Annotated in this window: 15 protein-coding genes; 10 read left to right on the plus strand and 5 right to left on the minus strand. The window is 72.1% G+C overall.

Annotated elements, in window-relative coordinates; translation table 11 throughout:
• Positions 1-217 precede the first annotated feature (217 nt).
• Positions 218-2,086 (plus strand): translation elongation factor 4, encoded by a 1,869-nt coding sequence (gene lepA / locus ACFYW5_RS07985; RefSeq protein WP_389416081.1) that lies wholly within the window; start codon positions 218-220, stop codon positions 2,084-2,086.
• A gap of 251 nt (positions 2,087-2,337) precedes the next feature.
• The gene (locus ACFYW5_RS07990) at positions 2,338-4,212 is read left to right on the plus strand and encodes an AMP-dependent synthetase/ligase (protein WP_389416082.1); all 1,875 of its coding nucleotides are present in this window, start codon (positions 2,338-2,340) and stop codon (positions 4,210-4,212) included.
• On the opposite strand, the gene ACFYW5_RS07995 is transcribed toward ACFYW5_RS07990, so the two are convergent.
• Both ACFYW5_RS07995 and ACFYW5_RS08000 read right to left on the minus strand, forming a co-directional pair.
• Complete coding sequence (locus tag ACFYW5_RS07995; RefSeq protein WP_389416083.1) at positions 4,175-4,687, minus strand: two-component system response regulator; 513 nt, start codon at positions 4,685-4,687, stop codon at positions 4,175-4,177. The two genes, ACFYW5_RS07990 and ACFYW5_RS07995, sit on opposite strands and share 38 nt — an antisense overlap.
• Positions 4,684-8,712: a HAMP domain-containing protein gene (locus ACFYW5_RS08000; protein ID WP_389416084.1), complete on the minus strand. Its 4,029-nt coding sequence runs from the start codon at positions 8,710-8,712 to the stop codon at positions 4,684-4,686. The genes ACFYW5_RS07995 and ACFYW5_RS08000 overlap by 4 nt, the downstream gene beginning before the upstream one ends.
• A gap of 102 nt (positions 8,713-8,814) precedes the next feature.
• On the opposite strand from ACFYW5_RS08000, the gene ACFYW5_RS08005 reads away from it, so the two are divergent.
• Positions 8,815-10,692 (plus strand): SpoIIE family protein phosphatase, encoded by a 1,878-nt coding sequence (locus ACFYW5_RS08005; protein WP_389416085.1) that lies wholly within the window; start codon positions 8,815-8,817, stop codon positions 10,690-10,692.
• Between the two features lie 28 nt (positions 10,693-10,720).
• On the plus strand, positions 10,721-11,953 hold the full coding sequence (gene hemW, locus ACFYW5_RS08010) for a radical SAM family heme chaperone HemW (RefSeq protein ID WP_389416086.1): 1,233 nt from the start codon (positions 10,721-10,723) through the stop codon (positions 11,951-11,953).
• A gap of 35 nt (positions 11,954-11,988) precedes the next feature.
• On the opposite strand, the gene ACFYW5_RS08015 is transcribed toward hemW, so the two are convergent.
• Both ACFYW5_RS08015 and ACFYW5_RS08020 read right to left on the minus strand, forming a co-directional pair.
• Entirely contained in the window at positions 11,989-12,804 is an 816-nt protein-coding gene (locus ACFYW5_RS08015; protein ID WP_389416087.1) for a DUF3097 domain-containing protein, read from the minus strand.
• A 34-nt stretch (positions 12,805-12,838) separates the two neighbouring features.
• Positions 12,839-13,564 carry an MBL fold metallo-hydrolase gene (locus ACFYW5_RS08020; RefSeq protein ID WP_389416088.1) on the minus strand — a complete coding sequence of 242 codons (726 nt, stop codon included), beginning with the start codon at positions 13,562-13,564 and terminating at the stop codon, positions 12,839-12,841.
• Positions 13,565-13,726: 162 nt separating this feature from the next.
• Between ACFYW5_RS08020 and hrcA the strand changes: the two genes are divergently transcribed.
• The 4 genes from hrcA to ACFYW5_RS08040 all read left to right on the plus strand — a co-directional run bounded on the left by hrcA (position 13,727) and on the right by ACFYW5_RS08040 (position 17,781).
• Complete coding sequence (gene hrcA, locus ACFYW5_RS08025) at positions 13,727-14,743, plus strand: heat-inducible transcriptional repressor HrcA (RefSeq protein WP_389416089.1); 1,017 nt, start codon at positions 13,727-13,729, stop codon at positions 14,741-14,743.
• On the plus strand, positions 14,744-15,880 hold the full coding sequence (dnaJ, locus tag ACFYW5_RS08030) for a molecular chaperone DnaJ (RefSeq protein ID WP_389416090.1): 1,137 nt from the start codon (positions 14,744-14,746) through the stop codon (positions 15,878-15,880). It begins immediately after the preceding gene.
• A gap of 78 nt (positions 15,881-15,958) precedes the next feature.
• Positions 15,959-17,044 (plus strand): nitronate monooxygenase, encoded by a 1,086-nt coding sequence (locus ACFYW5_RS08035; protein ID WP_389416091.1) that lies wholly within the window; start codon positions 15,959-15,961, stop codon positions 17,042-17,044.
• On the plus strand, positions 17,041-17,781 hold the full coding sequence (locus tag ACFYW5_RS08040; protein ID WP_389416092.1) for a 16S rRNA (uracil(1498)-N(3))-methyltransferase: 741 nt from the start codon (positions 17,041-17,043) through the stop codon (positions 17,779-17,781). The genes ACFYW5_RS08035 and ACFYW5_RS08040 overlap by 4 nt, the downstream gene beginning before the upstream one ends.
• Before the next feature lie 28 nt (positions 17,782-17,809).
• On the opposite strand, the gene ACFYW5_RS08045 is transcribed toward ACFYW5_RS08040, so the two are convergent.
• Entirely contained in the window at positions 17,810-19,417 is a 1,608-nt protein-coding gene (locus ACFYW5_RS08045; RefSeq protein WP_389416093.1) for a hypothetical protein, read from the minus strand.
• A 111-nt stretch (positions 19,418-19,528) separates the two neighbouring features.
• Here ACFYW5_RS08045 and ACFYW5_RS08050 point away from each other — a divergent pair, with 111 nt between their 5' ends.
• Positions 19,529-20,077, plus strand: a complete 549-nt coding sequence (locus ACFYW5_RS08050) for a hypothetical protein (RefSeq protein ID WP_389416094.1) — start codon at positions 19,529-19,531, stop codon at positions 20,075-20,077.
• A 54-nt stretch (positions 20,078-20,131) separates the two neighbouring features.
• Positions 20,132-23,362 (plus strand): S41 family peptidase, encoded by a 3,231-nt coding sequence (locus ACFYW5_RS08055; RefSeq protein WP_389416095.1) that lies wholly within the window; start codon positions 20,132-20,134, stop codon positions 23,360-23,362.
• Positions 23,363-23,444: the final 82 nt, after the last annotated feature.

Genomic DNA, 23,444 nt, shown 5'->3' on the forward strand with positions numbered 1-23,444 from the left:
CGAAAGCCGCACGGAATCCGTACCGGGTGATTTTCTTGGGGTGTGCCTCGCGCTGAGAGGGCAAGAGACACAGCCACCCAGACTACCAGTGGCCCAGCATGCGGCCCAAACCGGTCCCCGGTCGCCGCCCGTGGGACCATGGAGCCTACGTATAGACCCGATCGTTCCGACCCGAGACCGCAGACGGCTGCGGACACCTCAAGAATCAGGACCCTGCGTGCCCGCGATCCCTAGCCATGTGCCCGAACCGAGCCGAACCGACCCGGCTCTGATCCGCAATTTCTGCATCATCGCGCACATCGACCACGGCAAGTCCACGCTCGCCGACCGGATGCTCCAGCTGACCGGTGTGGTCGAGCAACGGCAGATGCGCGCTCAGTACCTCGACCGCATGGACATCGAGCGCGAGCGCGGTATCACCATCAAGTCCCAGGCCGTGCGTCTGCCCTGGGCGCCTACCACGGACAAGGGCAACACGCACATCCTCAACATGATCGACACCCCGGGGCACGTCGACTTCACCTACGAGGTCTCCCGGTCGCTCGCCGCCTGCGAGGGCACCGTCCTCCTCGTCGACGCCGCCCAGGGCATCGAGGCCCAGACCCTCGCCAACCTCTACCTGGCGATGGAGAACGACCTCAAGATCATCCCCGTCCTGAACAAGATCGACCTGCCGGCCGCCCAGCCGGAGAAGTTCTCCGAGGAGCTCGCCAACCTCATCGGCTGCGACCCCGAGGACGTTCTCAGGGTCTCCGCCAAGACGGGTGTCGGCGTCGACGCGCTGCTCGACCGGGTGGTCCGTGAGGTCCCGGCGCCGGTCGGCGTCAAGGACGCCCCCGCCCGCGCGATGATCTTCGACTCGGTCTACGACTCCTACCGCGGTGTGGTGACGTACGTCCGTGTCATCGACGGCCAGCTCAGCAAGCGCGAGCGCATCAAGATGATGTCGACCGGCGCCACCCACGAGCTGCTGGAGATCGGCACCAACTCGCCGGAGATGCTCAGCGCCGACGGTCTCGGCGTCGGCGAGGTGGGCTATCTGATCACCGGTGTGAAGGACGTCCGCCAGTCCAAGGTCGGTGACACCGTCACCAGCATGCACAAGGGCGCGACGGAGGCCCTCGGCGGCTACAAGGACCCGAAGCCGATGGTCTTCTCCGGTCTGTATCCGCTGGACGGCTCCGACTACCCCGAGCTGCGCGAGGCCCTGGACAAGCTCCAGCTCAACGACGCCGCCCTCGTCTACGAGCCGGAGACCTCCGCCGCCCTCGGCTTCGGCTTCCGCGTCGGTTTCCTCGGGCTGCTGCACCTGGACGTGATCCGCGAGCGGCTGGAGCGCGAGTTCGGGCTCGACCTGATCGCGACCGCGCCGAACGTGGTCTACCGGGTGGTGATGGAGGACGGCACCGAGCACGTCGTCACCAACCCCAGCGAGTTCCCCGAGGGCAAGATCAACGAGGTGTACGAGCCGGTCGTACGCGCCACGATCCTCGCCCCGACCGAGTTCATCGGCTCGATCATGGAGCTGTGCCAGACCCGGCGCGGCACCCTGCTCGGCATGGACTACCTCTCCGAGGACCGGGTCGAGATCCGCTACACCCTGCCGCTCGCCGAGATCGTCTTCGACTTCTTCGACCAGCTGAAGTCGAAGACGCGCGGATACGCCTCCCTGGACTACGAGCCCACCGGTGAGCAGACCTCCAGCCTGGTCAAGGTCGACATCCTGCTGCACGGCGACAAGGTGGACGCCTTCTCCGCGATCACCCACAAGGACGCGGCCTACGCGTACGGGGTGCGGCTCGTCGCCAAGCTGCGTGAGCTGATCCCCCGGCAGGCCTTCGAGGTGCCCATCCAGGCCGCCATCGGCTCCCGGGTCATCGCCCGCGAGACCATCCGCGCCATCCGCAAGGACGTCCTCGCCAAGTGCTACGGCGGCGACATCTCGCGTAAGCGGAAGCTGCTGGAGAAGCAGAAGGAGGGCAAGAAGCGGATGAAGATGGTGGGTTCCGTGGAAGTTCCGCAGGAGGCCTTCATCGCCGTACTGAGCAGTGATGACAGCGCGGGGTCGGGCAAGGGCAAGAAGTAACCGCCGGTCACCGGTGCTCAGCCCGGCAAATCGGGCACCGAGGGGTCCGTCGTACGAAAGTGCGGCGGGCCCCGGCGCATGTGAGGGGTAGGTCTCTGTAGGAAGTGACAGGGCGCGGGCTCTTACGCCCCGGCCGGTCGCGCCTTACTCTGATCCCTGCTCGATAGTTACTCGCGAGTTAAACAACGGCACGCGAGTAGAACCAGCCGCATTCTGAGCCAGCCGCATCGTCGCGGGCCCCGGAGGATGTCGTGAGCGACACACAGACTTTGATCGAGAACCGTCCGCCGAGCGTGGCGGCCCTCTTCCTGGAGCGCGTGGCGGCCACGCCGGATGCCGAGGCCTATCGCTATCCCGTGCCGAACGCGGCCGGGGAGGGCCCGGATGACTGGAAGTCGCTGAACTGGAGCCAGGCCGCCCAGCGGGTCTACGCGATCGCCGCCGGTCTCATCGAGCTGGGGGTGCAGCCCGAGCAGCGGGTCGCCCTCGCCTCCTCGACCCGCATCGAGTGGATCCTCGCCGACCTCGGCATCATGTGCGCCGGCGCCGCCACGACCACGGTCTATCCGCAGACCAACGCGGAGGAGTCGGCGTTCATCCTCGCGGACTCCGCCAGCCGGGTGCTGATCGCCGAGGACGCGGCCCAGCTCGCCAAGGCCGTCGAGAAGCGCGCCGAGCTGCCCGACCTCACGCACGTCGTGGTGATCGACCCGGCCGGCGTCGAGACCGCCGACTGGATCCTCACCCTGGACGAGCTGGAGAAGCGCGGCGCCGCCCGGCTGGAGAAGGACGCCGACCTGGTCAAGGAGCGGGTCGGCGCGATCACCAAGGACCAGCTCGCCACCCTCATCTACACCTCCGGCACCACCGGGCGCCCCAAGGGTGTGCGCCTGCCGCATGACAACTGGTCGTACATGGCCAAGGCCATCGGCGCGACCGGGCTCCTCGGCCAGGACGACGTGCAGTACCTGTGGCTGCCGCTCGCCCACGTCTTCGGCAAGGTGCTCACCTCCGGCCAGCTCGAGATCGGCCATGTCACCGCCGTCGACGGCCGCGTCGACAAGATCATCGAGAACCTGCCGGTCGTCCAGCCGACGTACATGGCGGCCGTGCCGCGCATCTTCGAGAAGGTCTACAACGGCGTCGCCGCCAAGGCCCGCGCGGGCGGCGGGGCCAAGTACAAGATCTTCCTGTGGGCGGCCGAGGTGGCCCGCGAGTACGCCAAGGTCAGCCAGGACAACTTCCGCCGCACCGGCACCGCGTCCGTCCCCTTCGGCCTCCGCTCGAAGCACAAGGTCGCCGACGCCCTCGTCTACTCCAAGCTGCGGGACGCCTTCGGCGGCCGGCTGCGGGCCTGTGTCTCCGGCTCGGTCGCGCTGGCCCCGGAGATCGGCTACTTCTTCGCCGGTGCCGGCATCCACATCCTGGAGGGCTACGGCCTGACCGAGTCCTCCGCGGCCTCCTTCGTCAACCCGGGCGAGGCGTACCGCACCGGCACGGTCGGCAAGCCGCTGCCCGGCTGCGAGGTCCGGATCGCCGACGACGGCGAGATCCTGCTGCGCGGCCCCGGGATCATGGAGGGCTACCACGGCCTGCCCGAGAAGACGGCGGAGGTGCTGGAGCCGGACGGCTGGTTCCACACCGGCGACATCGGCGAGCTTTCCCCCGACGGCTACCTGCGGATCACCGACCGCAAGAAGGACCTGTTCAAGACGTCCGGCGGCAAGTACATCGCGCCGACGGAGATCGAGGGCTCCTTCAAGTCGGTCTGCCCGTACGTCTCCAACATCCTGGTGCACGGCGCCGACCGGAACTTCTGCACGGCGCTCATCGCCCTGGACGAGCCGGCCCTGATGGGCTGGGCCAAGGAGCACGGGATGGAGGGCAAGTCGTACGCGGAGGTCGTCGCGGCGCCGGAGACGGTGGCGATGGTCGAGGGGTACGTCAAGCAGGTCAACGAGAACCTGCAGCGGTGGCAGACCATCAAGAAGTTCCGGCTGCTGCCGAGGGACCTCGACGTGGAGCACGGCGAGATCACGCCGAGCCTGAAGCTGAAGCGGCCGGTCGTGGAGCGGGAGTACAAGCACCTCATCGAGGAGATGTACGCCGGGACGCGCGAGGCGTAGCGGCTCCCGGGTCCCCGCCGACCAGCTCCCGCAGTTCCTGGACCTCCGCCCTGAGCGCCTCCAACTGGAGCTGCTTGCTGTGCAGGTCCAGGAACACCTTCACCTTCGCCCGCAGCACCCACGGGTCGAAGGGCTTGGTCAGATAGTCGGCCGCGCCGGTGGCGTAGCCGCGGAAGGCATACCCCGTGTCGTCCTCCGCGCCGGTCAGGAAGATGATCGGGACGTCCTTCGTCTGGTCCAGGCGCTTGATGTTCGCCGCCGTCTCGAAACCGTCCATGCCGGGCATCCGGACGTCCAGCAGGACCAGGGCGAAGCGGCGGCGCAGCAGGGCCTTCATCGCCTCCTCGCCGGAACGCGCCCGCACCAGCGGTTCGTGGAGGGAGCCCAGGACCGCCTCCAGGGCGATCAGGTTGTCCTCCATGTCGTCGACCAGGAGGATGCCGGCGCGCCCGTCCCGTGCGTCCTGGGCGCTCATGGCGTCGCCTCGTGCGTTTCCTCCGGGTCCAGCAGGGCGCACACGACGGTGAGCAGTCGGTCCACGTCCACCGGTTTGGGTACGTAGTCGTTGGCGCCGCGCGCGATGGACTTCTCCCGGTCGCCGGGCATGGCCTTCGCGGTCAGCGCGATGATGGGCAGGTCCACCCAGCGCGGGGTGCGGCGGATCGCGGCGATGGTCTCGTAGCCGTCCATCTCCGGCATCATGATGTCCATCAGGATGAGTTCGACGTCCGGGTTGCGCTCCAGGGTCTCGATGCCCTCGCGGCCGTTCTCCGCGTAGAGCACCGGCATGCCGACCCGGCCGAGCACATGGGTGAGCGCGAACACGTTGCGGATGTCGTCGTCCACGATCAGCACGCGCCGCCCGGACAGCACCTGCCCCGCCCGGCCCGACTGCCACTCCTCCAGCTTGGTCGGCGTGGGCCAGGCGTCGTCCGCCTCCGGCAGGGGGGACATCTGCTCCGGCACCAGTACGGTGCTCCGGTCGTCGGCCACCGGGTGGCCGGGGCTGACGACGGGGACGTACAGGGTGAAGGTGGAGCCCTGTCCCGGCACGCTCTCGGCGACGATACGGCCGCCCAGCAGGCCCGCGATCTCCCGGCTGATGGACAGCCCGAGACCGGTGCCGCCGTACTTGCGGTTGGTGGTGCCGTCGGCCTGCTGGAACGCCTCGAAGATCACCGGGAGTTTCTCCGGTGCGATCCCGATGCCGGTGTCGGACACCTCGAAGGCGATCACCCGCTCACCGGCCTCCGCGTCCTTGACCAGGCCGACCCGCAGCTCGACCCGGCCCGAGGCGGTGAACTTGATGGCGTTGGACAGCAGATTGCGCAGCACCTGCTGCAGGCGCTGCTCGTCCGAGTACATCTCGCGCGGGACGTCCTCGCCGACCGACACCTCGAAGGAGAGCCCGCGGTCGTGGGTGAGCGGGCGGAAGGTGGCGTGGACGTAGTCGAGCAGTTTGATCAGCGGCAGCCGCTTGGGGCGTACGTCCATCCGGCCGGCCTCGATCTTCGACAGGTCGAGGATGTCGTTGATCAGCTGCAGCAGGTCGGAGCCCGAGCGGTGGATCGTCGTCGCGAACTGGACCTCCTGGTCGGTGAGATGGCCGTCCGGGTTGTCCGAGAGGAGACGGGCGAGGATCAGCAGGGAGTTCAGCGGGGTGCGCAGCTCGTGCGACATGTTCGCCAGGAACTCCGACTTGTACTGCGAGGAGGTGGCCAGCAGGGCCGCCTTCTCCTCCAGTTCGGCATTGGAGTGCTGCAACTCCGCCTGCTGTTTCTGGAGTTCGTCCGAGCGCTCCTGCAGCTGCATGGCCAGCCGCTGGGACTCGCCGAGGAGCGACTCGGTGCGGGAGTTGGCGATGATGGTGTTGATGGCGACGCCGATGGTGTTCACGAACTGGTCGAAGAAGGCCAGGTGGACATCGGAGAAGCGGGAGAAGGACGCCAGCTCGATCACCCCGAGGAGCTTGTCCTCGAAGAGGATCGGGATGATGACGATGGTGGTGGGAGCGGCTTCCCCGAGACCGCTGTTGATCTTGATGTAGTCCGGTGGGGCCTCCTCGACGAGGATGCGCTTCTTCTCGCGGGCCGCCTGCGCCACCAGGCCGTGGACCGGAAGACCGCCGGTCTCCATGGTGGCGCCCTGCGCGGCGCCGTAACCGGCGATGAAGGCCAGGCCCTTGGTCGGGGCGGTGGTGCCGTCCTGCTCCGGGTCCGCCAGGTAGAACGCGCCGTACTGGGCGTTCACCAGCGGGGTCAGCTCGCGCAGGATCAGGTCGGCGACCTCCATCAGGTCCCGGTGGCCCTGCATCAGGGAGGCCAGGCGGGCGAGGTTGGATTCCAGCCAGTCCTTGGCGCGGGTCGTCTCGCGGAGGTTGGCCACCATCAGGTTGATGTTGTCCTTCAGCTCGGCGACCTCGCCGCGCGTCTCCACGGTGATCGAGCGGGACATGTCGCCCTGCGCCACGGCCGAGGCCACCTCGGCGATGGCGCGGACCTGGGTGGTCAGGTTCAGTGCCAGCTCGTTCACATTGGTCGTCAGCCGCTTCCAGGTGCCGTACACGCCCTCGACCCGGGCCTGGCCGCCGAGCTGGCCCTCGGAGCCGACCTCGCGGGCCACGCGGGTGACCTCGGAGGAGAACGAGGAGAGCGTGTCGACCATGGTGTTGATGGTGGTCTTGAGTTCCAGGATCTCGCCGCGCGCGTCCACGTCGATCTTCTTCGACAGGTCGCCCTGGGCCACGGCGGTGGCGACCTGGGCGATGTTGCGCACCTGCGAGGTGAGGTTGTCGGCCATGTAGTTGACGTTGTCCGTCAGGTCCCGCCAGACGCCGGAGACGCCCAGCACCCGGGCCCGGCCGCCGAGGTTGCCGTCGGTGCCGACCTCCCGGGCGACGCGGGTGACCTCGTCGGCGAAGGCGCGCAGTTGCTCCACCATCGTGTTGACGGTGTCCTTCAGCTCCAGGATCTCGCCGCGCGCGTCGACCGTGATCTTCTTGGAGAGGTCGCCGTTGGCGACGGCGGTGGTGACCTGGGCGATGTTGCGGACCTGCGAAGTGAGGTTCAGCGCCATGAAGTTGACGTTGTCGGTGAGATCCTTCCAGACCCCGCTCACGCCGCGCACCTGGGCCTGACCGCCGAGGTTTCCCTCGGTGCCGACCTCGCGGGCGACGCGGGTGACCTCGTCGGCGAAGGCGGAGAGCTGGTCGACCATGGTGTTGATGGTCGACTTCAGCTCCAGGATCTCGCCCTTGGCCTCCACGGTGATCTTCTTGCCGAGGTCGCCCTGGGCCACGGCGGTGGAGACGAGGGCGATGTTGCGCACCTGGGAGGTGAGGTTGTCGGCCATGAAGTTGACGTTGTCGGTGAGGTCCTTCCAGACCCCGCTCACGCCGCGCACCTGGGCCCGGCCGCCGAGGTTTCCCTCGGTGCCGACCTCGCGGGCGACGCGGGTGACCTCGTCGGCGAAGGCGGAGAGCTGGTCGACCATCGTGTTGATGGTCGACTTCAGCTCCAGGATCTCGCCCTGCGCGTCGACGGTGATCTTCTGGCTGAGGTCGCCGTTGGCGACGGCGGTGGTGACCTGCGCGATGTTGCGGACCTGCGAAGTGAGGTTCGACGCCATGAAGTTGACGTTGTCGGTGAGGTCCTTCCACACCCCGGACACGCCCCGCACCTGCGCGCGCCCGCCCAACTGGCCCTCGGTGCCGACCTCGCGGGCGACGCGGGTGACCTCGTCGGCGAAGGCGGAGAGCTGGTCGACCATCGTGTTGACGGTCAGCTTCAGTTCGAGCAGCTCACCGGTCGCCTCGACGGTGACCGTGCGGGTCAGGTCGCCGCGCGCCACCGCCGTCGTCACCAGGGCGATGTCCCGCACCTGCGCCGTCAGCCGGGCGGCCATGGTGTTGACCGCCTCGGTCACGTCCCGCCAACTGCCCGAAAGACCGCGCACCTTGGCCCGGCCGCCGAGCCGTCCCTCGGTGCCGACCTCGCGGGCCACCCGGGTCACCTCGCCGGTGAACAGGGAGAGCTGGTCGACCATCTTGTTCACGGCCCGGCCCAGCCGCCGCAGATCGCCCCGCAACTGGCGGGAACCGTCGTGCAGATCGACCCGCTGGGTCAGATCGCCGCCCGCCACCGCGTCCAGGACCCGGGTCGCGTTGGCCGCCGGGGCCACGATGGCGTCGAGGAGCTGGTTGACGTCATTGATCCGGGCCGTCCAGGCGCCCTGGCCCGGGCTCGCCGCCAGCCGCTCGTCGAGCCGGCCGTGCCGGACGAGCTCTCGTCTGACGCGCTGCACCTCGGAGTTGAAGTGCAGACTGCGGTTCATGATCTGGTTGTAGGCCGCGACGAGCTCGGCCACCACGCCGGTGCCGGGATCGGACACGTGCCGGAAGTCGCCGTCCCTCGCCGAGGTCATCGCGACGAGCAGAGGGCGCAGATCCGATGCCCGAATCTGACCGTCTTCGAGCGTGCGTGTACCACTGTTCTCACTCATGGCGGCCCACTTCGGTAACTCGGTGCTTATGGGCGTGGTCAGTCTGTCACTCTGTCGGCGTCGACTGAGGCGAATTCGTCCGAACCGCTCGGGGAGCTGTCCATGGGGGCCATTCCGGCGCAACGGGAGACCGCTTCCCGTGCCTCCGGCGCGCCCGCGCGCGAGACCGCGCGCCCGGGTGCGTGGGCCTGCGCCACCCTCCCGGGAAGCCCCCTCGCGCCCGGCTCCGCCCGCGCCCTCGTGCGGGCCGCGCTCGCCGAGTGGGCCGAACTCGGGCTGCCCGGCACCCAGGCGCACACCCGCCGCATCGCCGACGACGCCGTCCTGGTGGTCAGTGAACTCGTCACCAACGCCGTCGTCCACGCGGGCACCGAGATCGAGCTGGTCTGCCGGACGGAGGAGGAGACCGGCACGGTCGTCGTCGAGGTCTCCGACCACCACCCCGCGCGCGCCCCGCGCGACGGCGCGTCCGAACCGGCGCACGGCTCGGCGGAGTACGGGCGCGGACTGTCCCTGGTGGCCCGCCTGTCCGAGTGCTGGGGCGTGACGTACCGCACCGGCGTGAAGACGGTGTGGGCCCGGCTGCCCGCCGAGGAGGAGCCCGACGAGCACGCGGTGCCCCCCGGCCCGCCCCCCTTCCCGGTACGGGGCCCCGGTCCGGGACGGCCCGAGCGGGACCGGGACTGGCTCCACCGGGGTGCCCTGACCTTCCTCGCCGAGGCCTCGGACCTGCTCGCCGGACAGCTCGACGAGGATCTGGTCGCCGCCCTCACCGGGCAACTGCTGGTGCCCCGGCTCGCCGACTGGTGCGCGGTGTGGCTGGAGGACGAGTTCACCGGGCGCGGCCGGTCCCCGCACGGCACCCCGGGCGCCGGGCCCCGCCTCGCCCGGGTCTGGCACGGCAGCGAGAACCGCATCGAGGAACTGCGCCGGGCGCTGGAGAAGGAGCCGCCGCACCCGCCGGACGACCCGGGCTCCGGGCCCGTGCCGCACCCGTGGCCCGGCCAGGCGCTGGGGGAGCACGAGCCGGCCGGCACGGCACTGGCGTACCGCCTGGTCGCGGGCGGCCGGCCGCTGGGCACGCTCGTCATCGGGCAGTCCGGACCCGAGGGGTTCCCCGACGAGGTCACCGGGCTGGTGGAGGACCTCGGACGGCGGGTGGCGCTGGCCATCGGGGCGGCCCGGCAGTACGCCCGCCAGGCCACCATCAGCGCGGTCCTCCAGCGCGGGCTGCTGCCCGGCGCGGTCGCCGAGATCCCGGGCGTGCGCAGCGCCCTCGTCTACGAGCCCTGCGACAAGGGCGGCCCGAGCGGCGACTTCTACGACGTCTTCCCGGCCGGCGCCGGCCGCTGGTGCTTCGCCGTGGGCGACGTCCAGGGCAAGGGCCCGGAGGCGGCGGTGGTGATCGGCCTGGCCCGCCCCTGGCTGCGGCTGCTGGCCCGCGAGGGGTACCGGGTGCCGGACGTGCTGGACCGCCTCAACCAGCTCCTCCTCGACGACGCCACCGAGGCCGCCGACGCCCGGGCCCGCGCCCTGGTCGGCCCGGCGGCACCGGGCGACGGCCCGCAGACCCGCTTCCTGTCCTTGCTCTATGGCGAGCTGGTCCCCTTCGACGGGGGCGTGCGCTGCACCCTTGCCTCCGCCGGTCATCCGCTACCGCTACTGCTCGGGCCCGACGGGGGCGTCCGCACCGTCGCGCAGCCGCAGACCCTGCTCGGGGTCATCGAGGACGCCACGTACACCAGTGAGACCTTCGCGCTGGGGCCCGGGGACAGCCTGCTGTGCGTGACGGACGGCGTGACGGAGCGGCGCAGCGGATCGCGCCAGTTCGACGACGGGGACGGGCTCGCCGCCGCGCTCGCCGGGTGCGCCGGGCTCAGCGCGCAGTCGATCGCCGAGCGGATCCGGCGGCTCGTGCACGACTTCGGGGGACGGCCGCCGGAGGACGATCTGGCGCTGCTGGTGCTCCAGGCCGAGTAAGGGCGCGGGGTGCTGGACAATGGAACGCATGCCTTCCGCACTCCCCGACGGCGAGCCGGTCCCCGACGACGGCGCGCTGCCCGCCGCCGCGCTCGCCGGCGCCGCCGACCGCCCGCTCGGGTTCTATCTGCACGTCCCCTACTGCGCGACCCGCTGCGGGTACTGCGACTTCAACACCTACACCGCGACCGAGCTGCGCGGGACGGGGGGCGTGCTGGCGTCCCGCGACAACTACGCGGACACCCTGACCGACGAGATCCGGCTCGCCCGCAAGGTCCTCGGCGACGACCCCCGCGAGGTCCGGACGGTCTTCGTGGGCGGCGGTACGCCGACCCTGCTGGCGGCGGACGATCTGGTCCGGATGCTGCACGCGATCCGCGACGAGTTCGGCCTCGCGCCGGACGCCGAGATCACGACGGAGGCGAACCCGGAGTCGGTGGACCCGGCCTACCTGTCGGCGCTGCGGGAGGGCGGATTCAACCGGATCTCCTTCGGCATGCAGAGCGCGAAGCGGCATGTGCTGCAGGTGCTGGACCGCACCCACACGCCGGGGCGGCCGGAGGCATGCGTGGCGGAGGCCCACGCGGCGGGCTTCGAGCAGGTGAACCTGGACCTGATCTACGGCACGCCCGGCGAGACGGACGACGACTGGCGGGCCTCCCTGGACGCGGCGATCGGCGCCGGCCCCGACCACATCTCGGCGTACGCGCTGATCGTCGAGGAGGGCACGCAGCTCGCCCGCCGGATCCGGCGGGGCGAGGTCCCGATGACCGACGACGACGTCCACGCCGACCGTTACCTGATGGCGGAATCGGTGCTGTCGTCGGCGGGCTTCAACTGGTACGAGGTCTCGAACTGGGCGGCCTCGGAGGCGGGCCGGTGCCGGCACAACGAGCTGTACTGGCGCGGCGCCGACTGGTGGGGAGCCGGTCCCGGTGCGCACTCGCACGTGGGCGGGGTGCGCTGGTGGAACGTGAAGCATCCGGGGGCCTACGCGGCGGCCCTGGCGGCGGGCCGGTCCCCGGGCGCCGGGCGGGAACTGCTCCCGGCGGAGGACCGCCGCGTCGAGCGGATCCTGCTGGAGCTGCGCCTGCGTGAGGGCGTCCCGCTGTCCCTGCTGCACGAGGCGGGCCTCGCCGCCGCCCGGCGGGCACGGGCCGAGGGGCTGCTCCAGGAGGGCCCCTACGAGGAGGGACGCGCGGTACTGACGCTCCGGGGACGGCTGCTGGCGGACGCGGTGGTCCGGGACCTGGTGGACTGATCGCCCCGAAGGCGGGTCCCGGCGCCCTCGGGGCGTCAGGCCCCGCCGCTGTCCGTGACGAAGTCGATCAGTTCCTCGACCCTCCCCAGCAGCTCCGGCTCCAGGTCCTTGTACGAGGTCACCCGCGCCAGAATCGCCTGCCACACCGCGCCCGTGTTCTCCGACGGCCACCCGAGCGCCCGGCACACGCCCGTCTTCCAGTCCTGCCCGTGCGGCACCCGCGGCCAGCCCGGGATGCCCAGGGACGACGGCTTCACCGCCTCCCAGATGTCGATGTAGGGGTGGCCCACGACCAGCGCGTGATCGCTGGTCACCTGCTGTGCGATGCGCCACTCCTTGGTGCCGGGCACCAGGTGGTCCACCAGCACCCCCAGCCGCGCGTCCGGCCCCGGCGCGAACTCCGCCACGATCCCCGGCAGGTCGTCGACGCCGCCCAGGTACTCCACCACCACGCCCTCGATGCGCAGGTCGTCGCCCCAGACCTTCTCCACCAGTTCCGCGTCGTGGCGGCCCTCGACGTAGATCCGCCCGGCGCGGGCGACCCGCGCGCGTGCCCCGGGCACGGCGACCGAGCCGGAGGCGGTGCGGGTGGGGCGTACCGCGGAGCCCGAGGACGGGCGTACCAGCGTCACCACCCTGCCCTCCAGCAGGAAGCCGCGCGGCTCCAGCGGAAACACCCGGTGCTTGCCGAAGCGGTCCTCCAGGGTCACCGTGCCCGCCTCGCAGCGGATCACCGCTCCGCAGAAGCCGGTGCCGGGCTCCTCGACCACCAGGCCGGGCTCCGCCTCGACCTCGGGGACCGGCTTGGGCTTCTTCCACGGCGGGGTCAGGTCCGGAGAGTACTGGCGCATTCGGATGACGATAGGAGAAGCGCCGGACCAGGTCCTACGACACGCCGAAACGGGCCGCCAGCGCGTCCCGCTGCGCCCGTACGAACGCCGCGTCCACCACCGCCCCGTGACCGGGCACGTACAGCGCGTCCTCGCCGCCCAGCGCCAGCAGCCGGTCCAGCGCCGCCGGCCACCGCGACGGCACGGCGTCCGGGCCCGCCTGGGGGTCGCCCGACTCCTCCACCAGGTCGCCGCAGAAGACGACCTCCGGGGAGCCGGGGACCAGGACCACCAGGTCGTGGGCCGTGTGGCCGGGGCCCACGTTCGCCAGCAGGACCCGGCGGCCGGGGCCGAGGTCGAGGGTCCACTCGCCGGAGACGTGATGCCGGGGCGGCGTGAGGACGTCCACCGCCTCGTCGGCCGCGCGCGCGTCCAGCCCGTGGCGCACCGCGTCCGCGCGCAGCGCCGCCCGGCCGTGCGGCCCGTACACCGAGTCGATGCCCACCGCGCCGTAGACCTCCGCCCCCGCGAAGGCCGCGGCGCCGAGCACATGGTCGAAGTGGGGATGCGTCAGCGCGAGATGCGTCACACGGTGACCGGCGAGCGCCTCCGCCCGCATCCGCAGCCGGGCCCCCTCGGCCAGGCTCGACCCGGCGTCGACCACCAGCGCCTTACCCTCTCCGACGACCAGGCCCGCCGTGCAGTCCCAGCCGGGCAGCCGGCACCGGCCCACCCCGGCCGCGACCCGCTCCCATCCCAGCTCTTCCCAAGTCACCGTCATACCGCGACGCTAGCTGTACGACCCGTCACAGCAGGACCGACCTTGCCCGGGGAGTACCCCACCGCCGTACACTGGGCCGGGAACGCTGGCACTCGGGCGGACCGAGTGCCAGGCGAGGGGCCCCGGGGGACTGGGGGGTGCGACTTCTGGAGGTGTGCGCGGATGCTGAGTGAACGCAGGCTGCAGGTGCTGCGCGCCATCGTCCAGGACTATGTGGGCACCGAGGAGCCGGTGGGGTCGAAGGCCCTGACCGAGCGGCACAACCTCGGCGTCTCCCCGGCGACCGTCCGCAATGACATGGCGGCGCTGGAGGACGAGGGCTACATCGCCCAGCCGCACACCAGCGCCGGGCGCATCCCGACCGACAAGGGCTACCGGCTCTTCGTCGACAAGCTGGCCGGCGTCAAGCCGATGACCGCGCCCGAGCGGCGGGCCATCCAGAACTTCCTGGAGGGCGCCGTCGACCTCGACGACGTGGTGGCCAGGACGGTACGGCTGCTCGCGCAGCTCACCCGGCAGGTCGCCGTCGTGCAGTATCCGTCGCTCACCCGGTCCACCGTGCGCCATGTCGAGCTGCTCTCGCTCGCCCCCGCGCGCGTGATGCTCGTGCTGATCACGGACACCGGGCGGGTCGAGCAGCGGATGGTCGACTGCCCCGCGCCGTTCGGCGAGGCGTCCCTGGCCGATCTGCGGGCCCGGCTGAACAGCCGGATCGCGGGCCGGCGCTTCACCGATGTGCCGACCCTCGTCGAGGACCTCCCCGAGGGCTTCGACATGGAGGACCGCGGCACGGTCTCGGCCGTCCTCTCCGCGCTGCTGGAGACGCTGGTCGAGGAGAACGAGGAGCGGCTGATGATCGGCGGCACCGCCAATCTCACCCGCTTCGGACATGACTTCCCCCTCACCATCCGGCCCGTCCTGGAGGCACTGGAGGAGCAGGTCGTGCTCCTCAAGCTCCTTGGCGAGGCCGGGGATTCGGGCATGACCGTACGCATCGGTCACGAGAACGCCTACGAGGGACTCAACTCCACGTCCGTGGTCTCGGTCGGCTACGGTTCGGGCGGCGAGGCAGTCGCCAAGCTCGGCGTGGTCGGACCGACCCGCATGGATTACCCGGGAACGATGGGAGCGGTACGCGCAGTGGCACGGTACGTCGGACAGATCCTGGCGGAGTCGTAAGTGGCCACGGACTACTACGCCGTTCTCGGCGTGCGCCGCGACGCGTCGCAGGAAGAGATCAAGAAGGCCTTCCGGCGGCTCGCCCGCGAGCTGCACCCGGACGTCAACCCCGATCCGAAGACCCAGGAGCGGTTCAAGGAGATCAACGCCGCCTACGAGGTGCTCTCGGACCCGCAGAAGAAGCAGGTCTACGACCTCGGCGGCGACCCGCTGTCCCAGGCGGGCGGCGCGGGCGCCGGCGGCTTCGGCGCGGGCGGCTTCGGGAACTTCTCGGACATCATGGACGCGTTCTTCGGTACGGCGTCGCAGCGCGGGCCGCGCTCGCGCACCCGCCGGGGCCAGGACGCCATGATCCGGCTGGAGATCGAGCTCGACGAGGCCGCCTTCGGCACGACGAAGGACATCCAGGTCGACACGGCGGTCGTCTGCAACACCTGTAGCGGCGAGGGCGCCGCGCCGGGGACCTCCGCGCAGACGTGCGACATGTGCCGCGGGCGCGGTGAGGTGTCGCAGGTGACGCGGTCCTTCCTGGGCCAGGTCATGACCTCGCGGCCGTGTCCGCAGTGCCAGGGCTTCGGCACCGTGGTGCCGACGCCGTGCCCGGAGTGCGCCGGTGACGGCCGGGTGCGGTCCCGCCGTACGCTCACGGTCAAGATCCCGGCCGGTGTCGACAACGGCACGCGGATCCAGCTCGCTGGTGAGGGCGAGGTGGGCCCGGGCGGCGGACCGGCCGGTGACCTCTACGTCGAGATCCACGAGCTGCCGCATGCGCAGTTCCAGCGCCGCGGCGACGATCTGCACTGCACGGTGACGATCCCGATGACGGCGGCGTCCCTCGGCACCAAGGTGCCGCTGGAGACCCTCGACGGCCTGGAGGAGGTCGACATCCGCCCGGGCACCCAGTCCGGCCAGTCGATCCCGCTGCACGACCGGGGCGTCACGCATCTGCGCGGCGGCGGCCGGGGCGACCTGATCGTCCACGTCGAGGTCCAGACCCCGAACAAGCTCGACCCGGAACAGGAACGCCTGCTCCGCGAACTGGCCAAACTGCGCGGCGAGGAACGGCCCCAGGGCCAGTTCCAGCCGGGGCAGCAAGGGCTGTTCTCGCGGTTGAAGGATGCGTTCAACGGCCGCTGACGTCTGGTGCCGCCTCCGGTCCGTGCCGTCCGGACGGGTGGATTCGGAGTTGTTCGGAGGACGTGACAACATGCCGTCATGTCCTCCGCACTGACCGATCTTTTTCCCCTTCCGATCGTGCAGGCCCCCATGGCGGGCGGCGTCTCCGTGCCGGCCCTCGCCGCTGCCGTGGCCGAGGCCGGCGGGCTGGGGTTCCTCGCCGCCGGGTACAAGACCGCCGACGGCATGTACCAGGAGATCAAGCAGTTGCGGGGGCTCACCGGCCGCCCGTTCGGTGTGAACCTCTTCATGCCGCAGCCGGAGTACGCGGACGCGGCGGCCGTCGACGTGTACGCCCATCAGCTCGCCGGAGAGGCCGGCTGGTACGAGACCGAGCTGGGGGACCGCGACAGCGGGCGGGACGACGGCTACGAGGCCAAGCTCGCCGTCCTGCTCGACAACCCGGTGCCGGTGGTCTCCTTCCACTTCGGCGTGCCGAGCAGTGACGTGCTCGACTCCCTCCGCCGGGCCGGAACCTTCACCCTCGTCACCGCCACCACCGCCGAGGAGGCCCTCGCCGTCGAGCGGGCCGGTGCCGACGCGGTGATCGCGCAGGGCGTCGAAGCCGGCGGCCACCAGGGCACGCACCGCGACAACCCCGAGACCGACGGCGCCGGCATCGGCCTGCTGTCGCTCCTCGCCCAGATCCGCGAGACCGTCGCCCTCCCCGTGGTCGCCGCCGGCGGCATCATGCGCGGCAGCCAGATCGCCGCCGTGCTCGCCGCGGGCGCGAGCGCCGCCCAGCTCGGCACCGCGTTCCTCGCGACTCCCGAGTCCGGCGCGCACGCGGTCCACAAGCAGGCGCTGACCAACCCCCTGTTCGTCCGTACGGAGCTGACGCGGGCGTTCTCCGGCCGCCCCGCGCGCGGGCTCGTCAACCGCTTCCTGCGCGAGCACGGCCCCTACGCCCCCGCGGCCTACCCCGAGATCCACCACCTCACCTCGCCGCTGCGCAAGGCCGCCGCCAAGGCGGGCGACGCGCAGGGCATGGCGCTGTGGGCGGGGCAGGGCCACCGGATGGCACGGGAACTGCCCGCCGGGCAGCTGGTCGAGGTCCTCGCGGCCGAACTCGCCGCCGCCAGGACAGCGTTGTCGGCCTTCCAGGAAGGCGGTGCCGGACGATGACGGCTCCGGTGTTCGTGGTCGAGCGCCTCGACGCGGCCCCCGGCGGACGGTACGTCCTGGACGGGCCCGAGGGCCGCCACGCGGTCTCGGTGAAACGGCTGCGCCCCGGCGAGGACGTCGTCCTCACCGACGGCGCCGGGCGCTGGGCGGAGTGCGCGGTGCTGGAGACCGAGGGCAAGGACCGGCTGACCGTCCGGGTGGACTCGGTCGCCGAGGAACCCCGGCCGCGGCCCCGCATCACCGTCGTGCAGGCCCTGCCCAAGGGTGACCGGGGTGAGCTGGCCGTCGAGACGATGACCGAGGTCGGGGTCGACGGGATCGTGCCGTGGTCGGCGTCCCGCTGCATCACGCAGTGGAAGGGCGAGCGGGGACCGAAGGCGCTCGGCAAGTGGCGGGCCACCGCGCGGGAGGCCGGCAAGCAGTCCCGGCGGGTCCGCTTCCCCGAGGTCGCGGACGCGGCAACGAGCAAGCAGGTCGCGGCACTTCTGGCGAAGGCCGACTTCGCCGCCGTACTCCATGAGAGCGGGACCGAGCCGCTGGCCGCCGCCGAACTGCCCGCGGAGGGCGAGATCGTGCTGGTCGTCGGGCCCGAAGGGGGCGTGTCGCCGGAGGAGTTGGCGCTGTTCGAGGAGGCCGGGGCGCGGCCGTACGTGCTCGGCCCGACCGTCCTGCGCACCTCCACCGCCGGAACAGCGGCGGCGGCCCTGCTCCTCACCCGCACCGGCCGCTGGGGCTGACCACTCAGGGGGCCCGCCGCCGACCGGCCTAGCAGTACGTCGCGGGCAGGAGTTGTACGTCCTCCCTGCGGACCGCGAAGGACTCCTGGCGGGGGCCCTCGTGGCGGGACGGGTCCCAGAGCCAGATCCAGTCGGTCGCGGTGCCGAAGGACAGGACGGGGTGGTCGGTGGGGGCCGGGCCGTTGTCCACGGGCAGGGGCTTGGCCGGGTCCACCGGGCGGACGCAGACGAAGTGGGCGTAGACGCCGAAGTAGTCGGGCGGGCGCCTGCCGTCGTGGGCGACGTTCTCCGCGGCCCGGCCCGCCGCGCTCGCCGCGTCGCGGGTGCCGATGCCGATCGCGGTCAGGGCGACGACCACGCCCAGCAGGGTGGCCAGGACCGCGGCGAAGAGACGGTTGCTGCCGTCCCGGCCCAGGTGGAAGTGGCGCAGCCAGCCGATGACGGCCACGAAGAACACCGCGCTGCCCAGGGCGAGTCCCATGGGCTCGGCCGCCGCCAGGTACCGGCCGAGGGTGGACACCGGCACCGTGTCCGCGCGGATGTCGAACCGGTCCAGGTACGCCGCGTGCATCTGCCCGCCCAGCCAGCCCACCATCGACCACAGCACCGGCACCGACAGCGGCACCAGCCAGGCCGCGTGCCGGGTGAAGAAGGTACGGCGGACGGCCAGTACCACTCCGGCGCCCGTGAACAGGCCCAGCGCGAGCAGCAGCAGCCCCGCCCACAGCTGACCGGGACTGCTGCCCCGACCGACCAGCGCCCCGAACGCGGCCAGCGCCGTGGTGCCCGCGATTCCCGCCGCCCACTGCACCCCGCGGCCCCGGGTCCGCGTCTCCTTGGCGGTCCGCCCCAGCGGCAGCGCCCCCGCCGGGCTGAGCAGCGCCGCCAGCAGCTTCCAGGCGCCCTCCGCCCAGACGACGTACATCCCGCAGACCATCGCGAGCAGCAGGCCCGCCATCGCCGCCCACAGCCACACCAGGCGGACCCGGCGCTCGTGCGGGGTCTCGTCGCGCGGCGGGTCCGCGTCCGAGTGGCCCGGCACCCGCAGGGCGTGCGCCGCCGGGTCGAAGGGACGGCCGCCCAGGGCGCGCGCGGCCAGTTCGGCCTCGGCCGCCTCCCGGGACCGCGGCCCCGCCGGGACGGTCACCGCCCGCTGCTCGTCGGCCCCGCCGAGCCAGATCCACACCCGCCCGAGCGTCGGCAGCGCCCGGTGCAGGCAGTACGTCGTCCGGGCGGGCCGCTCGTGCTCGACCAGCGCCGCGTCCCGCGCCCAGGCGCCCAACTCGGCCTGCCGGGTGAGCCGTTCGACCTCCATGGTGGCGGTGCGCAGCGCGCCCAGGCGGGCCCCGTGCAGCCGGACCTCGACGACGAGGGTGGTCCGGTGCGCCGGGGCGAGCGCCGCCTCCTCGCCCTCCGCGGGACGCACGGCCCAGCCCCGCTCCTCGAACAGGGCGGTCACATAGGCCACTTCGTCCGGCTGGTCGACCACGTCGACGAGCATCCGCACCCGGCGCCGGTGCGGCGGCGCGGGCGGTCCGGCGGCCGGGTCGGCCGCGGGCTCCGGGCTCTGCTGCGGTTCGCCGGGGACGCGCGGTCCCGGCAGGAGTCGGGGCGAGCGGATCCGCGGGGGTGTCAACGGTCCTCCGGTAGCGGGGCAGTTGGTCGGTACTCGATTGTGACGTGCGGGAGTGCTGAGTGTCCGTATGCGCTCTACCGCCACGGACCGGACAGTGGCAGGCTGCCCTCCATGGGGGCATTGAGGCGGATTTGGGGACGCCCGCGCGGGGCGCGCGTGGCGGGTGCGGCCGGACTGGTCGTCCTCGCCGTCGTCGGGACGGCCGCGTGCGAGGGCGGCGGCTTGAGCACCGCGTCCATCGCGTGGACCACCGACCAGACGGTGACCCGGGAACTGGAGCGCCGGAAGGCGGAGGTCCAGTGGCTCACCTGCACCGCCTCCTACGGCGACGACGGCGGCGGTTCGACTCCGGACGCGGCCGAACAGACCGTCGCCGAGGTGGAGTGCACCGGCAAGACCAAGGACGGCAAGGACATCACCGTCGACGGTCTCGTCACCCGGGCGACCGACGGCAAGTGCGTGCGCGGTCACCTCACCGCGAAGGTGGCCGGCAAGGTCTGGTTCGAGGTCGACGGGCTCGGCGACTGCGAGGGAACCCCCTCCCCGGTGGCCCCGCCCAGCAGTGACGGACCGGGGCAGCCCGGACCCACCGTCACGGTGACCGTCACCAAGACGCTGTACTGCAAGGAGGATCCGCAGTGCTGGCCCGAGGGCAAGTGAGGGAGTGATCGCAAACCCCTTACCCGAGGTCACGCGGGTGCGTAGGGTGATCGGGTGACTCAGCCTGCCGCCGCCTATCTCCGCTACCCGCATCCGCACGGCGAGTTGGTCGCCTTCACCGCCGAGGACGACGTCTGGCTCGCCCCCTTGGACGGCGGCCGGGCCTGGCGGGTCAGCGCCGACAACATGCCGGTCTCGCTGCCGCGCATCTCGCCCGACGGCGCCACCGTCGCCTGGACCTCCAGCCGCGACGGCGCCCCCGAGGTGCACACCGCCCCCGTGGCCGGCGGCCCCTCCACCCGCCTGACGCACTGGGGCGCCCGCACCCGGGTGCGCGGCTGGACCCCCGACGGCGACGTCCTCGTGACCAGCAACCGGGGCCGGGCGAGCCGCGACCGCACCTGGGCGCACGCCGTCCCGCTCGACGGCGGACCGTCGACGACCCTGCCGTACGGCGTCGTCGGGGATGTGGCCCTCGGGCCGCACACCGTGCTGCTGTCCGCGACCATGAGTCTCGAGGCGGCCCACTGGAAGCGCTACCGGGGCGGCCGGATGGGCAAGTTGTGGATCGACCGGGAGGGGCAGGGCGAGTTCGTCCGGCTGCACGAGGACCTGGACGGGAACATCGAGCACCCCGTCTGGGCCGGTGACCGCATCGCCTTCCTCAGCGACCACGAAGGCGTCGGCGCGCTCTACTCCTCCCTCGCCGACGGCACCGACCTGCGCCGCCACACCCCCCATGGGGGCACCTCCCGGTCGAGCGAAGCCGAGAGTGGGGGAGGCTTCTACGCCCGCCACGCCGCCGGTGACGGTACCCGCGTCGTCTACGCCTCGGCCGGTGAACTCTGGCTGCTGGACGACCTGGACGGCGCCGAGCCGCGCCGCCTCGACATCCGGCTCGGCGGCCAGCGCACCGATCGCCGCCCGCATCCGGTCAGCGCCGCCCGCTGGTTCGGCGCCGCGGCCCCCGACCACACCGGGCGCGGCAGCGCCGTCCTGGTGCGCGGCGCGATCCACTGGGTCACCCACCGCTCCGGACCGGCCCGTGTGCTCGCCGCCGAACCCGGCGTACGCGCCCGCAAGCCCCGCACCTTCCGCGTGGACGGCGAGGAGTGGGTGGTGTGGGTGACCGACGCCGAGGGCGACGACGCGCTGGAATTCGCCCCAGCCACCGGACTCGCCCCCGGCGCGACCCCGCGCAGGCTCGCCGCCGGACGGCTCGGCCGCGTCCTGGGCCTCGCGGTGGCCCCCGACGGCAGCCGGGCCGCCGTCGCCTCGCACGACGGACGGGTGCTCCTCGTCGAACGGGAGACCGGCGAGGTCCGCGAGGTCGACCGCAGCGAGGACGGCGATGTGTCCGGGCTCGTCTTCTCCCCGGACTCCGCCTGGCTGGCCTGGTCGCACCCCGGCCCCAGCCCGCTGAGCCAACTGCGCCTCGCCAACACCACCGACCTCTCGGTCACCGAGGCCACACCGCTGCGCTTCCAGGACTACGCGCCCGCGTTCACCCAGGACGGCAAGCACCTGGCGTTCCTCTCGGCGCGCTCCTTCGACCCGGTCTACGACGAGCACGTCTTCGACCTGGCCTTCGTGGCCGGTTCCCGCCCCTACCTGATCACGCTGGCCGCGACGACGCCGTCGCCGTTCGGACCGCAGCGGCACGGACGCCCCTTCGACGCGCCCGACAAGGACGAGACACCGGACAGCGAGGGCACCCCGGCCACCCGGATCGACCTCGAAGGGCTCGCCGACCGGATCGTGCCGTTCCCGGTCGAGGCCGCCCGCTACACCGACCTGCGCGCCGCCAGGGACGGCCTGCTCTGGCTGCGCCACCCGGTCACCGGCGAACTCGGCTCGTCCCGGGCCGCTCCGGACGACCCGGACCCCAAGTCCGAGCTGGAGCGCTACGACCTCGTCCAGCAGCGCGTGGAGCATCTGGCCGCCGACGCCGACCACTTCGAGGTCAGCGGCGACGGCAAGCGGGTGCTGCTGTGGACCGAGGGCCGGCTCAAGGTCGTCCCCAGCGACCGGCGGGCCTCGGGCGACGAGGACGGCGACTCCCACCTCACCGTCGACCTCGGCCGGGTGCGGCAGGTGATCGACCCGGCCGCCGAGTGGCGGCAGATGTACGAGGAGACCGGCCGCATCATGCGGGACCACTTCTGGCGCCCCGACATGAGCGGAGTGGACTGGGCGGCGGTGCTCGACCGCTACCGCCCGGTCCTGGACCGGCTGGCCACCCACGACGACCTGGTCGACCTGCTCTACGAGGTCCAGGGCGAACTCGGCACCTCCCACGCCTACGTCATCCCGCGCGGCGGCTCCGGCACCGGACCCCGCCAGGGTCTGCTCGGCGCGGACATCTCCCGCCGCGCGGACGGCACCTGGCGCATCGACCGCGTCCTGCCGTCGGAGACCTCCGACCCGCACGCCCGCGCCCCGCTCGCGGCACCCGGGGTGGCGGTCCGGGCGGGGGACGCGATCGTCGCGGTGGGCGGAGTGCCGGTCGATCCGGTGACCGGCCCCGGCCCCCTGCTGGTGGGCACGGCGGGCCGGCCCGTCGAACTGACCGTGTCCCCGGCGGGCGGCGGCGAGCTGCGGCACGCGGTGGTGGTCCCCGTGGCCGACGAGGAGCCCCTGCGCTACCACGACTGGGTGGCCGACCGGCGGGCCTACGTCCACGAGCGCTCCGGCGGCCGCCTCGGCTACCTCCACGTCCCCGACATGCAGGCGCCGGGCTGGGCCCAGATCCACCGGGACCTGCGGGTGGAGGTCGCCCGCGAGGGCCTGATCGTCGACATCCGGGAGAACCGGGGCGGCCACACCTCCCAACTGGTCGTGGAGAAGCTGGCCCGCCGGATCGTCGGCTGGAGCGTCCCCCGGGGCATGCGCCCCGCCAGCTACCCCGAGGACGCCCCGCGCGGCCCCGTGGTGGCGGTGGCCGACGAGTTCTCCGGCTCGGACGGCGACATCGTCAACGCCGCGATCAAGGCCCTGGGCATCGGCCCCGTGGTGGGCACCCGCACGTGGGGCGGAGTGGTCGGCATCGACAGCCGCTACCGCCTGGTCGACGGCACCCTGATCACCCAGCCGAAGTACGCGATCTGGCTGGAGGGTTCCGGCTGGGGGGTGGAGAACCACGGGGTGGACCCGGACGTGGAGGTGGTACAGCGCCCGCAGGACTACGCGGCGGGCCGCGACGCCCAGTTGGACGAGGCGGTACGGATGGCGCTGGAGGCGCTGGAAGGCAGTCCGGCACGCACTCCGCCGGGGATGCCCACGTAACGGCACGACCGGCCCCAAAAGACGCGCACGCGCCGACGATACGATGCCCCCGAATCATTGGGCGCACCCTCCGGAGGAACCC

The sequence above is a fragment of the Streptomyces sp. NPDC002779 genome (assembly GCF_042888685.1).
In the GTDB taxonomy this organism is placed as follows: domain Bacteria; phylum Actinomycetota; class Actinomycetes; order Streptomycetales; family Streptomycetaceae; genus Streptomyces.